Origin of the sequence: Ralstonia sp. R-29, assembly GCF_049913345.1 — a bacterium.
Lineage (GTDB): Bacteria > Pseudomonadota > Gammaproteobacteria > Burkholderiales > Burkholderiaceae > Ralstonia.
This window is the reverse complement of sequence record NZ_CP184377.1, coordinates 121,427-134,274: the sequence shown is the minus strand read 5'-3', so window position 1 is coordinate 134,274 and position 12,848 is coordinate 121,427. Positions and strand designations below refer to the sequence as shown.

10 protein-coding genes are annotated in these 12,848 nt (G+C 62.5%); 2 read left to right on the top strand and 8 right to left on the bottom strand.

The window, feature by feature from the left end; genetic code table 11:
* Positions 1–18: 18 nt before the first annotated feature.
* From rtcA to ACN9M1_RS00585, 4 genes are all read right to left on the bottom strand, one after another.
* Positions 19–1,080, bottom strand: coding sequence for an RNA 3'-terminal phosphate cyclase (rtcA, locus tag ACN9M1_RS00600; protein WP_426396486.1), 1,062 nt, complete (start codon positions 1,078–1,080; stop codon positions 19–21).
* Between the two features lie 46 nt (positions 1,081–1,126).
* Positions 1,127–1,936, bottom strand: coding sequence for a nucleotidyltransferase domain-containing protein (locus ACN9M1_RS00595; RefSeq protein WP_426398898.1), 810 nt, complete (start codon positions 1,934–1,936; stop codon positions 1,127–1,129).
* Between the two features lie 91 nt (positions 1,937–2,027).
* Positions 2,028–3,242, bottom strand: a complete 1,215-nt coding sequence (locus ACN9M1_RS00590) for an RtcB family protein (protein ID WP_426396484.1) — start codon at positions 3,240–3,242, stop codon at positions 2,028–2,030.
* A gap of 376 nt (positions 3,243–3,618) precedes the next feature.
* Positions 3,619–5,178, bottom strand: a complete 1,560-nt coding sequence (locus ACN9M1_RS00585) for a vWA domain-containing protein (RefSeq protein WP_426396483.1) — start codon at positions 5,176–5,178, stop codon at positions 3,619–3,621.
* 197 nt (positions 5,179–5,375) lie between these two features.
* On the opposite strand from ACN9M1_RS00585, the gene rtcR reads away from it, so the two are divergent.
* The gene (gene rtcR, locus ACN9M1_RS00580) at positions 5,376–6,977 is read left to right on the top strand and encodes an RNA repair transcriptional activator RtcR (protein WP_426396481.1); all 1,602 of its coding nucleotides are present in this window, start codon (positions 5,376–5,378) and stop codon (positions 6,975–6,977) included.
* On the opposite strand, the gene ACN9M1_RS00575 is transcribed toward rtcR, so the two are convergent.
* Together ACN9M1_RS00575 and ACN9M1_RS00570 are read right to left on the bottom strand one after the other, a co-directional pair.
* Positions 6,974–7,879, bottom strand: a complete 906-nt coding sequence (locus ACN9M1_RS00575; RefSeq protein WP_426396479.1) for a patatin-like phospholipase family protein — start codon at positions 7,877–7,879, stop codon at positions 6,974–6,976. The two genes, rtcR and ACN9M1_RS00575, sit on opposite strands and share 4 nt — an antisense overlap.
* 75 nt (positions 7,880–7,954) lie before the next feature.
* The gene (locus ACN9M1_RS00570) at positions 7,955–8,233 is read right to left on the bottom strand and encodes a hypothetical protein (RefSeq protein WP_426396477.1); all 279 of its coding nucleotides are present in this window, start codon (positions 8,231–8,233) and stop codon (positions 7,955–7,957) included.
* 668 nt (positions 8,234–8,901) lie between these two features.
* Here ACN9M1_RS00570 and ACN9M1_RS00565 point away from each other — a divergent pair.
* Complete coding sequence (locus tag ACN9M1_RS00565; protein WP_426396475.1) at positions 8,902–10,044, top strand: ABC transporter substrate-binding protein; 1,143 nt, start codon at positions 8,902–8,904, stop codon at positions 10,042–10,044.
* 279 nt (positions 10,045–10,323) lie between these two features.
* Here the strand turns inward: ACN9M1_RS00565 and ACN9M1_RS00560 are convergent, their stop codons facing one another.
* Together ACN9M1_RS00560 and ACN9M1_RS00555 are read right to left on the bottom strand one after the other, a co-directional pair.
* Positions 10,324–11,193 (bottom strand): OST-HTH/LOTUS domain-containing protein, encoded by an 870-nt coding sequence (locus ACN9M1_RS00560; protein WP_426396473.1) that lies wholly within the window; start codon positions 11,191–11,193, stop codon positions 10,324–10,326.
* Between the two features lie 36 nt (positions 11,194–11,229).
* On the bottom strand, positions 11,230–12,606 hold the full coding sequence (locus tag ACN9M1_RS00555; protein ID WP_426396471.1) for an SIR2 family protein: 1,377 nt from the start codon (positions 12,604–12,606) through the stop codon (positions 11,230–11,232).
* Positions 12,607–12,848 lie beyond the last annotated feature (242 nt).

The window sequence follows — 12,848 nt, the reverse complement described above, 5'->3', positions numbered from 1 at the left end:
ACCGGAAACGCAGGGCGCTCAACACACCTCGACGTGGACGGCGCCGGACTCCAGCGGGCGCACGTCCACTTCCACCGGCAGGAATTTCTCGATCACGCCGATATTGGTGAGCAGATGCGACGAGGCCTCCACCACCGTCAAGCTTCCGGCACCGGCCAGCGCCATTGGCAACACGAGCTGATCGGCAAGGTACTCGTCGACCGCCGCCGTGCTCTGCAGATAGCGCTGCGCCGCGTGCGCGACTTGCTGGCCGATCGTTTCTGCCGTCACACCACGTTCACCAAAGCCGGTGAAGACTTCGGTGACGTGCTCGTGCACGATGTCCAGCACCAGCGCATTGCCGGGGCCTTCTGCGTTGCCGAGGTCACGCACCGTGCCTTCGATGCCGGGGACCAAGCGGCCGAGCGTATCCAGCTCGCGCCGCGCCACGCCGCCGCGTACGCCGGCAACGATGCCTTCGGCACGCAGCGCTTGCTGTGCGCCGCGCTCCGTCAGATGCAGCGCATGCAACGCACCCGCACACGGCGTGACCGCCGCCACCACCTCACCACCGCCCGCCGGGTAGAAGCCGTGGCGCTTGAGCGTGAGCGTCTGCGTCACGCCCATGCGCGCCATCAGCGGCAACCATGCGCGGATGAGGAAGTCGACTGGCGGCGCTGCACGGTTGTGCGTGCCGCCGCTCACCGACACGGTGCTCGACGCATCGGCAAACCATAGTGCGGGCAGGATCGTCTGCAGCACCAGCGTGCAGCTGCCAGCCGTGCCGATGGCGAAGCGGTAATCGCCGCCACGGATGGCGCCAGGTATGAAACGCAGCGTCTGCGAGCCCGCTTCTGCGCCTTCCACCGTGGCGCCGCTGATCTCCACCGCCGCCTGCACGGCGGTCAGATGCTGGCGCAGCAAACCCGGCTTGGAACGTTTGGCGCGGATGTTCTCGATCTGGAACGGCGTGCCCGTCAACATGGACAGCGTGAGCGCAGTGCGCAGGATCTGGCCGCCACCCTCGCCTTGGGCGCCGTCGAGTTCGATGCATGCGGCGGGTTGTGCTGATCGTTGTTCTTGTTGTAGTTGGGTGTTCATGGTTTGTTCTTCTTGTTGGTCTGCGCACCCGTCAGTGAGGTGCGCGTTAGCTTGTACAGGGTGATCGCGCCAGCACGGTGTCGTAGAGGAACGCATCCAATGCTGCTGGGTTGCCTGTCGCCTGACGGAAATCTGCCGGCACGTCTTCCTGCGCCAGCGCCTGCTCGATAAAGGCGTGAATGCGCGGGAAGCGTGCACCGTATTCGGCCTCGCCGGATTCCATCTTGATCGCCAGCAACTGGTTGATCTCGTCGCGCAGGGCGGTGTCTCTCACCATCACGTCGGCCAGATCGGCAAAACGCATCGGTGGGATGCCGCGTCCTTCGTCGATCCACTGTGCGGCCAACAACGGGCGCAGCACGTACAGGTACTTCTTCATGCGCACGGTCTCGCCCTGCAGATAGCCGCGAAAGTTCTTCGCCGCCATCGATACGTAGTGCCAGCGCCCCTTGCGCTCGGAGAAGAACGTTGGCGCGAGCGTGCGCATGCGTTCGGCCAATGCCGCGTCCTGGCGATACACCACGGGCGACGCGAGCCACTCCAGCAACGTCGGGTTGGAGCGATGCATGAGCTGCAGCGCCTTGCGCAATTCCCAACCGGAGATGTCCAACTCATCGCTGATCGGCAGTTCGATCACATCGCGCTGTGGCTCAACGCGCAGATACCACTCGGGCTCATGCACGTAGACGAAGCGCACGTCGTAGTCGCTGTCGGGCGAGGCAAAGCCCCAGCCGCGGCTGCCGGATTCGCATGCAAACAGAACACGAACGTCGTGCTGCTGCTCGATGCTGCTGAGCTCCGCCAGCACACGCTCGCGGATGGCGTCGGAGACGGGGTGGGAATACAGAAACGTCATGGTGTTCACTTGTTGTTCTTGTTGCACGAAACGCAGTCGGGCACGGCGGAAAACCACCGTGCCCGCGACACGCAAAAAACGAAGCGCGAGCTTATCCCTTCACACACACCACCTGGCGCAGCGTGTGCACGATCTCCACCAGATCCGCCTGCGCGGCCATCACGTGGTCGATGTCCTTGTACGCCATCGGGATCTCGTCGATCACGTCAGCGTCCTTGCGGCATTCCACGTGGGCCGTGGCACGAATCTGGTCATCGACTGTGAAACGCTTCTTGGCCTGCGTGCGGCTCATCGTACGGCCCGCACCGTGGCTGCACGAGCAGAAGGCCTCTTCGTTACCCAGCCCGCGCACGATGAAGCTCTTCGCCCCCATCGAACCCGGAATGATCCCGAGCTGCCCCTTCTGCGCCGACACCGCGCCCTTACGCGTCACCAGCACATCGCGCCCGAAGTGGGTTTCGCGCTGCACGTAGTTGTGGTGACAGTTCACCGCTTCCACGTCCGCCGCGAACGGCTTGGTGATGACTTTGCGCGCGGCCGCGATCACGTTCTGCATCATCGTGGCGCGGTTGCGGCGTGCGTAGTCTTGCGCCCAGCCGACGGCTTCAACGTAATCGCCAAAGTGCTGGCTACCTTCTTCAAAGTACGCCAGGTCGCGGTCCGGCAGGTTGGCGATGTGCTGGCGCATATCGGCCTGTGCCAGTTCAATGAACAGGTTGCCAATGGCGTTCCCCACCCCGCGCGAACCCGAGTGCAGCATGAACCAGACGCGCTGCTCTTCATCCAGGCAGACCTCGATGAAGTGGTTACCGGTCCCCAGCGTTCCCAGGTGCTTGTGGTTGTTGGTCTTGTTCAGCTTCGGGTACTTGTCGGTGATGCGCTTGAAGCCGTCGACCAGTTCACCCCACATGGCATCGACCGTTTCCGGCGGCGTGTTCCAGGCGCCCTTATCGCGCGGACCCGGCGTACGGCCGTGCGGCACCGCCGCTTCAATGGCGCTGCGCAGGCCATGCAGGTTGTCCGGCAAGTCTGCGGCCGTCAGCGTCGTGCGCGCGGCCATCATTCCGCAGCCGATATCCACGCCCACGGCCGCCGGGATGATCGCGCCCTCGGTCGGGATCACGCTGCCGATGGTCGAACCCTTACCCAGGTGCACGTCCGGCATCACCGCCAGGTGCTTGAAGATGAACGGCATCTTGGCCGTGTTCATCAGTTGCTTGCGGGCGTCGTCTTCGACCGGCACGCCGTTGGTCCACAGCTTGATGTCGGCGCCGTTGTCGACGTGGAGGGTGTTGTACTTGCTCATGATCTTTCGTTGCATCCGTTCTTTTCATTATGGGACCCGATGTCGCATTGGTAGTGACATCGGGCGTTGCATTGGGGTCGGCGACTAAAGTTGGCGAAACTCGCGCTCTATCCACTGAGCTACGGTCCCCCTGATTTGGGACCGGCGGGATTCGAACCCGCGACCTCGATCGTGACAGGATGTAGTTCCGCCGGCATTCGCCGGAAAAAAGGTGGTGCGACTAGGGGAGCGAGTGGTCTCACGCTTTCGCGCGGGTCGGGTTCGAACCGACTAGATACCGATGTACACCCGCAGGCATTCGCACCTGGCGCGTCAGGACAAGCTCTTCAGCATTCGTGACGCGCCGGTAAAACGTTGTTGTTCATCACATGACGGCCTACAACACCGTCGCCTCGATGGCCTCGACCCAGTGGCCAGCGCCAAAACTGCCAGACGCAAACTGCGCGATCACGTCGAACACCGCATCGCCGAAACCGCCGACGTTGAGGATGTCCTCACGCTCCATCGCCTGCGTGGTGCCGTACGGCTGCAGATCGATGCAGACCAGCTTGGCTTGCGGGTTACGCAGCTTCAGCAAGTCCCACTGCAGCATCGTTTGCGTTGCCCCGTGACGCGTGGCATCGACCCACGACTCGTTGTCCGACACCAGGATCACCACATCGACCTTGGCGCGCTCGGCCACCAGCTTGGCCAGCGGCGCCGAGCAGTTGGTACCGCCGCCACCGATGGCCGCCAGCTTGTCGGCATTGGTCATGACCGAATCGCGGGCGTTCAGCTGCACATCCACCACACGCTGCTCGAACGGCAACACACGTGCCTTCGGATGCGAGCGCAGGATGGCAGCCGATACCAGCGCAGCCACGTCGATACAGCGCACGACCGAGGTCGCGCCCTGACGCCAACCCGTCACCGGGCTGCCCATCGAGCCGGACACGTCCGGACACACGACCACGTTGCCTTCAAGCTTCGGCACGTTGGCCAGCGACACATCGAGCGCATCCTGCAGCGCTTCGCGCACAGCCAGCGGCACCGGATCGACCGCCGAGCGGTACGCCGCCAGCAGTTGGTACGGATACACGCGCGCCTTGCGTACCTGCGCCGCATCGGCCAGACGGGCCGCCACACGCTTGGTCACACCCGGCAGGCTGAACGCACCTTGGCGGCCCAGCGTATTCAGGTTCATACGCAGCGCGTGCCAACCCATGCGCTCCGACAGCACCGCCCATTGCGCGGCGTTCAGCGGCGCATTGGTCAGCAGTTGGAACGGCACGTCCGGCAACGCCTTCGACTCGCCGGCGCGGAACGCACACAGCTCACGCGTCAGCGGCGGCAGTTGTGCGGCGTCATGCGGCTTGCCGATCAGCCACGCAAAGAACGCGGCACGCCAAGCTTCTGCCGGCTTCGGGTGCACCATCTTCACGACATCCGCCAGCGACGGCGCATTGCCCACGGCCGCCTGCAGCAGCTGCACTTCCGTGGCGGTGTTCAGCCATGCCTGCACCAGCTTCTTCGGGCGGCTGCCGAGCGACTTGCGGCCCGTTGCGCCACTGCGCACGATCTGTACGAAGTTGCGCAGCATCTTGCCGGTGTCGATCGTGCGGCCGAACACCGCCGGCAGCAGCGCGCTGCCCTTGGCCGCCAGCACGGCGGTCACCAGGGCCGGCATGTCCTTCATCAGACCGCGCTCGCGGCTGTACACCGCGGTCTTGGCGATGAAGGCATCGTCCACTTGCAGCGCCAGTTGCAGCACGTCGGCCAGTTGCGTCTCGGCCGATGCGTAGAAGGTGTGGTTCAGGCAGCCCGTCATCGCGAGTTGCGCCAACTGGTGCTGGGGCGACATCGCATACGCCGGGGCGCCTGCCTGGTTGATCGCGTCGGTCGCATTCGCTTGGACCGTCTTCGCGAGCAAGGTCTGGAACAGTTGCTGGTTAGCCATTTGGCATCTCGCGTTGTGTTGTTGATGCCTTCTCTAGTGCAATGGGTATGCCAGGTCACTTCATACCAGCCGCACATCGACCTATCCCATTGATTTTATTGAACTTACCGAGCAATAACGCAGATGTAGGCACGCCAGACTTCCTGAAAATACGATCCATTGATATATTGATTTATTTTTTTAGATAACACCTCAGCATGCGCAAAACCGTCGCCATCGGCTTCGTGGGCACCACGCTCGACTACGTGGGCAAGGGTGCCCAGCGTTGGGAGCGCTGGCGGCCCACCGTTGGCCTGTGCCAGCAAGACGACTTGGTTATTCACCGGCTGGAGCTGCTGCACGACGCGCGCAGCCGCAGCCTGTTCGAGCGCCTGCGCGATGACATCGCCGCTGTGTCGCCCGAAACCGAGGTGCGCAGCGTCGAAGTCACGCTGCGCGACCCGTGGGATTTCGAAGAGGTCTACAGCACGCTGCACGACTTCACGCGCGGCTACGCCTTCGACACCGAGGCCGAGGACTACCTCATCCACATCACCACGGGCACGCACGTCGCGCAGATCTGCTGGTTCCTGCTAGCCGAGGCGCGCTACCTGCCGGCGCAGCTCATCCAGACGGCGCCACCGCGCAAGAAGGAACTCGGCAACATCACCGGCAGCTACAGCGTCATCGACCTGGACCTCTCGCGCTACGACAAGATCGCCACGCGTTTTGCGCGCGAGCGGGAAGACACGGTCTCGCTGCTGAAGTCGGGCATCGCCACGCGCAACCCGGCGTTCAACCGGATGATCGAGCAGATCGAGCGGGTGGCGTCGCGCTCCAAGGCGCCGATGCTGCTGTTTGGGCCGACGGGTGCCGGCAAGTCGTTCCTCGCACGTCGCGTGTATGAGATGAAGAAGGCGCGCCATCAACTCGCCGGCCGCTTTGTCGAGGTGAACTGCGCCACGCTGCGCGGCGACAGCGCGATGTCCGCGCTCTTCGGCCACGTGAAGGGCGCCTTTACCGGCGCGCAGACCGAGCGTGCCGGCCTGCTGCGCAGCGCGGATGGCGGCCTGCTGTTCCTCGACGAAATCGGCGAACTGGGCCTGGATGAGCAAGCCATGCTGCTCAAAGCCATCGAAGAGAAGCGCTTCCTGCCCTTCGGCAGCGACCGCGAAGTGGAGAGCGATTTCCAGCTCATCGCCGGCACGGTGCGCGACCTGCGGCAGTGGGTGGCAGAAGGCCGCTTTCGCGAAGACTTATACGCGCGGATCAACCTGTGGACGTTCGACCTGCCCGGCCTGGCTGATCGCCCGGAAGACCTGGAGCCGAACCTCGACTTCGAGCTCGCGCGTTTTGCACGTGAGCACGGCGAGCAGGTGCGCTTCCACACCGAAGCGCGGCGCATCTACCTGAAGTTCGTCACCTCGCCGCAGGCACGCTGGACGGGCAACTTCCGCGAGCTGTCGGCCTCCGTTACGCGGCTGGCGACGCTGGCCGAAGGTGGACGCATCACTGAAGCGGACGTGGCGGACGAAATCGCGCGCCTGCAGTGCACGTGGGCCGCGCCCGATTCGGCACGCGAAGCAGGCAGCCTCGCCGATTTGCTGGGTGATGACGCCGCCGCGATCGACCTGTTCGACCGCATGCAACTGGAAAACGTGGTTGCCGTGTGTCGCACGTCGACATCGTTGTCGGACGCGGGGCGGCGGCTCTTCGACGTGTCGCGTACGGAGAAGGCGAAGGTGAATGACGCGGATCGGCTGCGCAAGTATCTCGCGCGCTTTGGGTTGGATTGGGCGACCGTGCGAGCTGAGGGCTAGTCAGCAGACAACACATCTGCCGTGCAACTCGGATGGCTGGCATCGTGATGGTGTTCGCGCAAGGCGCCTGGGACACCCGTGCCGGCCAGACCACCAGCGGCCAACCATGCTGCAGTAGCACTGGCAGCGCGGTCGATCAGCTCCGCGCAGCGGGTGTAGTCATACGGCGAGATGTCGAGCGGGCACAACGGCGGCACCACGGTGATGGGTACTTGCCCCGCCCAGCGCTCCAGGTCTTGCACGAGCTGGCGAGCCACCAATAGCGAGAGCGCATTGAGCGCGTGCTCGATAGCGCTGCGCGGGGTGCGCCGGTCTGCGCAGGCAAAACCCGCCGGCAACACCACCACGCGCGTCGCACCAAGCCGGATGGCGGCGGAGATCGGCGTGTTGTTGGCGACACCGCCATCGATGAGAAGTCGCTCGCCAATGCGCACCGGTGGAAACACACCAGGGATGGCTGCGCTGGCCAGCACCGCCTGCACGATCTGGCCGGAGGACAGCACCACTTCAGCGCCGGTATGCATGTCGGTAGCGATGACATGCAGCGGCAGCGCGGCCGCCTCGAGCAGCGCCTGCGCAAAATGCCGCGTGAGCAGTCGCTGCAGGCCTGACGCCTCCACCAAGTGGGCGCGCTTGCCGCCCAGCATGCCCAGCATCGCGCGCCACGACCACGGCATCACGTCGGCACGCCGAACGCTGCGCCATAGCGCCTCAAGCTGTGTGATGCCGGCCACGTGTGGGTTGCATGCAAAAAACGCCGCATTGATGGCCCCGGCAGAGGCGCCGATCACCATGTCTGGCACCACGCCCCAGGCCACCAGCTCGCGCAGCATGCCGGCCTCGATGGCGCCGAGGCTGCCGCCGCCAGCAAAAACGAACGCCGTTTTCTCCGCCCTATCCATCAACAATGCTGTGCCGCAGCACAAGAGTCCGCCAACGTTGGCTGGAATTAGAGTAGGACTCTGCGGCGACCGTGGCTAGGAGCGCACGGCCCCACGCGCCGCATCGGCCATGGGCTTCCAGTGCAGGAAGCCGAACAGCAAGGTCAGCAGCACGCTGCCCAGCAGCGGCCCCTTGTACAGCGCCACCTTCTTGAAGCAGAAGACCACTTCCAGCAGGTGCACGGCCAGCAGCGCCCCGGCGATGATGCGCACCCAATCGATGGCATTTGGCAACAGTGGCAGCGCTGTCAGGTAGCTGGCCAATGCCACGCCATAGACGACGAGCAGGACGATCTTGCTGAGAAAGTTGAACATGCCACGGGCTCCAGAAACGTCGATCATCAATGCGCGCACAAGCATACCTTCCAGCGCCCAGGCCGCATCCGCTTCAAACGCGGGGGTAGACCGCCCCCTCGACTTTATATCGACGCCCCCGAAAGCAAGAGCGCAACAGCAAGTGAAACCCGCCTGCCAATCAACATTTTGGTGCATTGAACTGCTCACGCAAACCCCGCCAATATCCCCGGCCCTGTCGTCATTGCCGGCGTGCGCATGAGCACGCGCCGACCACCACGACGCGGAGCAATCCGATGTCGCCACCATCGGGGTACCCAATGGGTACGCGTTCGCGACGAACGCTGGGCAAATACGGACGGACGCACCAGGGTCTGTTTACATATGAAACGCGTGCACGCGAGGGGAAGATGGGCCGTAGGGCTAGGCGTGGACGGTGCCGCTTAGCCAGCTAAGCAAGCCGGCCGCAACGACGCCATGCGGCCCATCTGCCTCTCGCCCGAAGGGTTGGCCCGAGGGGGCCAACGTGCGTGCGTTTCATATGTAAACAGACCCTAGCCACACTAGAAATCATCGAGGCTGGGCGGACGTCGTCGACAGGGTCCAAATCGTGACCGCCATTTGAGACACGGCGGCACGCATTCCCGCTCTTGCCGGCGTGAGCCGGTTCTTTTTAGGTGATAACAAGAATGAAGATGAAGCGCTTTGCCATGCTGGGGGCTGTGGCAACCGTATTCCTGTCGGCCCAGGCCGTCGCCGAAGTTGTGACAGTGGCCCAGGTGCTGCCGCTGGAGGGGTCCGTGGAGCCGTCGACGCGCGCCACCGCGGAAGCAGCGGAGTTGTACCTGCGCAAGGTCAACGAGGCGGGCGGCGTGAATGGGCACACCATCAAGGTGGTCACGATCAACGGCTCGAGCAACTTGGACACTGCGGCGCAACGCACGGGCGACGTGATCCGCCAGCATCATCCGGCTGCCCTGCTGAACTACTACGGGTCTGCGCGCACCGCCACGCTGATCAAGAGCGGCATCCTGGAGACCAGCCGGACACCGGTGCTCGGCGCCATCGTATCGTCCACGCAGGTGCGCCAGAGCGCAGACAACAAGTGGGTCTTCTATGTACGCGCGGGCCTCAAGGCGGAAGCCGAGCAGATGGTGCGGCAGAGCGTTGTGCTGGGTGGCAAGCGTATTGCCGTGTTGCACCAGGGGGATGCCTTTGGCGAGGATGGGCTGAACAAGAGCACGGCCGCCATGCAATCCCTGGGGCTCAAGCCTGTGCTGACGGTGCCCCTGCCGACCAAGACAATGGATGCAGCTGCGCTGAACAAGCTCGCAGAAACCGTGCTGAAAGCTGAGGCCGATGTGGTGTTGATGTTCTCTGACAGCGTGAACATCGGCGGCTTCCTGCGGGCCTACCGCGAGCGCGGCGGCAATGCGGTGGTGACGACCGATTCCACCCCATCAGCCGACGAGCTGGTGCACGCGTCGAGCCCGGATCTGGCACGGGGTGTTTGCATCGCAGAGGTGATGCCGGCACTCGCCAAGCGCAATACCAAGCTGGCACGCGCCTTCATCGCCGACATGACGGCTGCCGGCCGGCCGGCTCTGGCCAAATCGACGACTGCGCTGGAGGGTTATGCGTCGGCCAGGCTGTTCGTGGAGGCGCTGCGCAAGGTCAACGGCCCCGTGACGGGAGAAGCCATTCGAACGGCCCTGCAGACGCGCGGACCGTTCGATCTGGGGGACTTCGATTTACATTACGGGCCGTCGCAGTACGAAGGCTCGCGCTACGTTGATATCGGCATCATTGGCCGGGATGGACGCGTGCTGTAGCGGTTTGAAATAGTTGTTGCGCCGCTCGCACTTAGTTGTTGCGCCGGTGGCTGGAAACCCAGTTCCGGCGCTGCTTTCGAGAAAGACGGCTAACGACACGCGGCCGAGAATGTCCGGAATCCGGACGGTCCCATCGCCGATACCTGAATTCGCATTAATTGTTGCTACATCCAGCGCCAGTTGCTCGTCACAGCCAAGGCCAGTACCGAGGAGCATCCTGCGCAATATAGGAGAAGTGCGAGCAACGCGGTCGAACCCCATGCACCTCAGCACCGCTACTCAGCCGACACTCTCGCCCGCTGACCTGCTGCGATACCAGACTTCATTGCCGCTGCTGCTGTTGTTCGCCTGCTTGCGAACCTCGAACTGACGCGACTCGTGAATAACCTGCCGCCAGCTACCGCAGCCATACCGTAACGGTTGCTGGTCCGGATGCTCCTCGCGTATCCATGCCGTGGCGGCATTTAGCCTCGTCCAACCATTTGTGCCCAACCTGGACTCCGCTTCCCGAAGACAGGTGACCACCCCACTTGTTGGCCAACTCACTGTTCCATCTGGCGAGACTCCATTCACCACAAAGTCTTGATAAGCCGAGGTCGCCATAAACGAAGCCATATGCGACCAAGCCTGCTGCATGGACTCCGCCCAACCACGCAGAGTGAGGAAGTGGCCGTCAATGGTTTCGTAGCAGGCATCGAGGTGAACGTCAGCGGCAGTGCAGCCACCCACTTCCCAGATGTTGAAACGTTGCAGAAAATGATGGACAAGCTCATTGCGTAGGGCCACCAGTTCCTGCAGTGCTGCCCTGATAGCCTCGTACCGTTCAGTCTCCAACTCAATCTGCGAACGGAATCGGACCCAAAGGCCGCCACCGCCAGACTCGTCTTCGCCAGCCGCATCGTCGTCCTGGCTTGGAGTCAGATAGTTGTCAGTAAGCATGCGAACCAGAGTCCCCAAGGTCTGCTTCTGAACGCACGCCACCTTCGCCTCACGGATTGTCTGCAGTTTGGCAGGTGGCCCGCCTATGTCGTGATGAGCGACCAGCGACTTGAGGAGCGCTTCATACTGCTGGAGGCGAAGCAGGCAGCGCCCGAGCTTGCGCTGCACGGTGCGCTGCAACTCGAGCGTAGCATCCGGATTGCCTGACATCAGTGGCCTCATATCCTTTTGCGTACACGCAGCCGTCTATGCCGCCTTCAGTGCGCCCACGGCACAATCCTCTGCCAGCTTATACGGCTCGCCTGTTTGCACTGCTCTCAACAAGTCGACACATGCCTGCGAATACTTGTTTGTGCTGCTGGATTTCCCCGTTCGCATAGTGATGTGGTACGTGTTGTCGGACGACTTCAGGTCGAATCCCGTCTGCTCCTCCACCAGCTCAATAAGCCGATGCGCAGCATTCCAGCCCTTATGGCCAAGCTGCTCCGCGACCTCGGTCAGAGTGAACGGGAAGTGCAGGTTGACCTTCGCCGGGTCCCCGATTGCCGTGATGCCAAGCAACGTTGCGACGCCATCGCCCTCCTGTAGCTTGTGTTCGAGCGTTTGGAAGTCAATTTCCACTTTCTTGGTCGGCACGTCCTTGCGGACTAGGTCAACCGTACGCGCGAGCAGTGACCGCAGTAGCTTCATGTTCACCTTCTCAAGTGCGCCACCGCTGCTGAACGCCTCGTAGACCCATTCGAACGACGACGCCGAGATACTCTTAATCCGAATCTCTCGGTTCTCACCGACGGCGAGCACCCTGTCTCGCGCGGGGTATGAGGTCTCCTCAATTGCGGGGTCCCACTCCAAAATATAGATGTTTGGAATGAGCGCGAAATTGGCGCGAATCATCCGGTCAACGTCGTAGAGCACGCTGCGAATGTTAGGGTCGTTGGCGCCGTAGCCAATGAACAGCAGAGGATGCTCGGCAAAGTAGGTCAGTAGCTTCGCGCTCAGGTACTTCTTGTCCGTTTCGAAGGCTTCGTAATCGCCTTGCGTCAGCACGAGCGAAAGTGGGTCTGCAACAGAGCCATGAATCTTGAAGATTTCGCCGATGGAGAGGTAAGGTTGCTTCAGAATGGTCTGGCCGACGACTGTCTCGTACTGTGGGAAAAGCGGCTCCAACAATTCATCGTAGTTCGTCGTTACGATAGCGTGCGGATTAATCGACTGCAGCGCCTTAAGTTCGGCCTTCAATCCTGCGTGCACCGGTTTGAGGTTGTGAAGCATCGCAGCCGTCGCATGCTTCAGGAACACCTCCGTCGGAAACGCCTCGTCGAAATAGTTCGGCGGAAAGTTCGCACGCCCCTCGTCCCACGCCCAGTCCCGGTAAGCCTCCGCGAACATGCTCGCGATACGAGGCTGGTCCTGGAACTTCTGTTTGTAGTACGCGTAAGGATGGTCGACTCTTGGGCAGTTCTCGGCCAACTTCTTCAAGAGTTCGTCCCAATTCGGCGCGTCGGCGTAACGTCGTGAGAACCCCGACCCGACAAACAGAATCGGTTGGCAGCCGGCAAGCTTCAACACGTTCGCGATGTCTGCCCTAACTTCTTGCTGATACTGTGCATAGTCCATCGGCATGGTGGTTCCTCAGAACACGACACGCTGAGCGCGCATCTCTTGTCACTTTCTGAAGGCCGCAATGTCGCGCCTCCCCCTGGCCAAGCATTTACTTAGTTCTTCTACTGACGCCGGTGTCGAACCGGGCGCGTGAGTCGTTTTGAGCATGGTAGCCGAACTGTGCTTAACCGATAGCTTGAGCGCTTGCCGCCTTGGCCGCCAACAACTTGCCGATTTCAGCTATTAGCCAATGAGGGGCGCCC